Genomic DNA, 3,788 nt, shown 5'->3' on the forward strand with positions numbered 1-3,788 from the left:
CCCCCCCCCCCCCCCCCCCCACAACAGTGCCCACTTGAAAACATGCGGCCTCCCATCTTTTTTGTCATATCAAAGGAGGATCATCGCGCTCATGCACCGGCCGATTGTATAAACGGCAGCTGGATGGAAAACAAGCGGACAAATGCGTTCGGTCGAGCTGGATGTGTGTGGTAACGTGCGCGCCCGCAAAAACACCAAGCTGTTTTCGGCCGGTCGAAACCGATGAAAAAAGGCTCGCTCCGGCAAGGACGCGGCCTACAGAGCAGTTCCACGTTTCGCACACAAATTACGCACAGGCTTATCCACAGGTAGCACGTTGATTCATCCCCCAAAACGCATTATCTTGTAGCCCGCCGCGCAAAAAACCCTACATGTAGGGTTTCAGGCCAAAAACCAAACACAAGTCGGATAGAGAATTCAAGCGCTTTTCTTGCCTCTGTCTTGCTGCAACGGCGCATTTTTCCAAGCCCAGACCGCCCCTGCGGATGGCAACTGTTTCCAAGGTCGAAAACGACCGGAACGGTACGGGTGTTGCAGTCCTTTGCTGCCACCTCGGCAAACCCGGTTTCGAGCCCCGGCTCGCGACCCGAGAACTTCGGATGGAAGCGGCGCCACCGGCCCGCTTCCTACTGTCCCGAAGTTGTTATACCCGGCGCCAGCCGGCTGTAGTGCTTCAGGACGGAACGGTGGGCACCGTGATGGTGCCCACATAAACATAGAGAACGTGGAGACACCCATGCACACCGACACAACTCGCGAGAACCCGCAGGGCACCGCGCCGCTGGCCGCCGATTCGAGCCCGGATCTGTCCGCCACCGCGCCTGGCCAACTGCGCGTGATCAAGCGTAACGGCACTGTCGTTCCCTACACAGATGACAAGATCACCGTCGCCATCACCAAAGCGTTCCTCGCAGTTGAGGGCGGCACCGCTGCCGCCTCGTCGCGAATCCACGACACCGTGGCCCGCCTGACCGAACAGGTCACCGCGACCTTCAAGCGTCGCATGCCGTCGGGCGGCACCATTCACATCGAAGAAATCCAGGACCAGGTCGAACTGGCCCTGATGCGTGCCGGCGAGCAGAAAGTCGCCCGCGACTACGTGATCTACCGTGACTCCCGTGCCAAGGAACGCGCCATCCGCACCCCGGCCGACGCACCGGTCCAGGCCCACCCGTCGATCCGCATCGCCCGCGCCGACGGCAGCCTGGCGCCGCTGGACATGGGCCGCCTGAACACCATCGTCACCGAAGCCTGCGAAGGCCTGGAAGAAGTCGACGGCGACCTGATCCAGCGCGAAACCCTGAAGAACCTCTATGACGGCGTCGCCCTCAAGGACGTCAACACCGCGCTGGTGATGACCGCCCGGACCCTGGTGGAACGCGAGCCGAACTACTCGTTCGTGACCGCCCGCCTGCTGATGGACACCCTGCGCGCCGAAGGCCTGAGCTTCCTGGAAGTTGCCGAGAGCGCGACCCACCACGAAATGGTCGACCTGTACGCCAAGGCCCTGCCGGCCTACGTCGCCAAGGGTATCGAATACGAATTGCTGAACCCGGTCCTGGCCGAATTCGACCTGGAAAAACTCGGCAAGGCGATCAACCACGAGCGCGACCAGCAGTTCACCTACCTGGGCCTGCAAACCCTGTACGACCGTTACTTCATCCACAAGGACGGCGTGCGTTTCGAACTGCCGCAAGTGTTCTTCATGCGCGTGGCCATGGGCCTGGCGATCGAAGAGAAGCAGCGTGAAGACCGTGCCATCGAGTTCTACAACCTGTTGTCGTCCTTCGACTACATGGCGTCGACCCCGACCCTGTTCAACGCCGGCACCCTGCGTCCACAACTGTCGAGCTGCTACCTGACCACCGTGCCGGACGATCTGTCGGGCATCTACGGCGCCATCCACGATAACGCGATGTTGTCGAAATTCGCCGGTGGCCTGGGCAACGACTGGACCCCGGTTCGCGCATTGGGCTCGTACATCAAGGGCACCAACGGCAAATCCCAGGGCGTCGTGCCGTTCCTCAAAGTGGTCAACGACACCGCCGTTGCGGTCAACCAGGGCGGCAAGCGCAAGGGCGCGGTCTGCGCCTACCTGGAAACCTGGCACATGGACATCGAAGAGTTCATCGAGCTGCGCAAGAACACCGGTGATGACCGTCGTCGTACCCACGACATGAACACCGCCAACTGGATCCCGGACCTGTTCATGAAGCGCGTCTTCGATGACGGCAAATGGACCCTGTTCTCGCCATCCGAAGTGCCGGACCTGCACGACCTGACCGGCAAGGCCTTCGAAGAGCGCTACGAGTACTACGAAGCCCTGACCGAGTACAACAAGATCAAGCTGTTCAAAGTCGTCCAGGCCAAAGACCTGTGGCGCAAGATGCTCTCGATGCTGTTCGAGACCGGCCACCCGTGGCTGACCTTCAAGGACCCGTGCAACCTGCGCAGCCCGCAGCAGCACGTGGGCGTGGTCCACAGTTCGAACCTGTGCACCGAGATCACCCTGAACACCAACAAGGATGAGATCGCCGTCTGCAACCTGGGCTCGATCAACCTGCCGAACCACATCGTCGACGGCAAGCTGGACACCGCCAAGCTGCAACGCACCGTGAACACTGCCGTGCGCATGCTCGACAACGTGATCGACATCAACTACTACTCGGTGCCGCAAGCGAAGAACTCCAACTTCAAGCACCGTCCGGTCGGCCTGGGCATCATGGGCTTCCAGGACGCGCTGTACCTGCAGCACATCCCGTATGGTTCGGACGCTGCGGTCGAGTTCGCCGACAAGTCCATGGAAGCGGTCAGCTACTACGCGATCCAGGCTTCCTGCGACCTGGCCGACGAGCGTGGCGCCTACGAGACGTTCCAGGGTTCGCTGTGGTCCCAGGGCATCCTGCCGCTGGACTCGCAACAGATCCTGATCGCCCAGCGTGGCCAGAAGTACATCGACGTCGACCTGAACGAATCCCTGGACTGGGCTCCGGTTCGCGCCCGTGTGCAGAAAGGCATCCGTAACTCCAACATCATGGCCATCGCACCGACCGCAACCATCGCCAACATCACCGGCGTGTCGCAGTCGATCGAACCGACCTATCAGAACCTGTATGTGAAATCGAACCTGTCGGGCGAATTCACCGTGATCAACCCGTACCTGGTTCGCGACCTCAAGGCACGCGGCCTGTGGGACTCGGTCATGATCAACGACCTGAAGTACTACGACGGTTCGGTACAGCAGATCGAGCGCATCCCGCAGGAACTCAAAGAGCTCTATGCCACCGCGTTCGAAGTGGACACCAAGTGGATCGTCGACGCCGCCAGCCGTCGTCAGAAGTGGATCGACCAGGCTCAGTCGCTGAACCTGTACATCGCCGGCGCTTCGGGCAAGAAGCTCGACGTGACCTACCGCATGGCCTGGTACCGTGGCCTGAAAACCACCTACTACCTCCGTGCCCTGGCCGCCACCAGCACCGAGAAGTCGACCATCAACACCGGCAAGCTGAACGCGGTTTCCGCTGGCGGCAACCACGGTGACGATTCGGTCCTGGCTGCTCCAGCCGGACCTGCGCCAGTGCCAAAGGCCTGCGCGATCGACGAGCCGGATTGCGAAGCTTGCCAATAAGCTGAGCGGGTGGGCGTGTAAAAGCGCCTACTGAAAAAGCCCCCGATAGACCGCTGGTTTATCGGGGGTTTTCTTTTGCCTGGAATAAAGTGTTGACTGACCCAGCGCTTTCGGGAGCAGGCTCGCTCCCACATTGGAATGTGTCCTCTCTGTGGGAGCG

General features: G+C 60.8%; 1 protein-coding gene. It reads left to right on the plus strand.

Going from position 1 to position 3,788, the window contains the following annotated elements; genetic code table 11:
• The first annotated feature begins 736 nt into the window (after nt 1–736).
• Nucleotides 737–3,628, plus strand: a complete 2,892-nt coding sequence (locus ACE04F_RS22270) for a ribonucleoside-diphosphate reductase subunit alpha (protein WP_486109956.1) — start codon at nt 737–739, stop codon at nt 3,626–3,628.
• The last annotated feature ends 160 nt before the right edge of the window (nt 3,629–3,788 follow it).

This window comes from Pseudomonas sp. AGC41, from assembly GCF_057334555.1.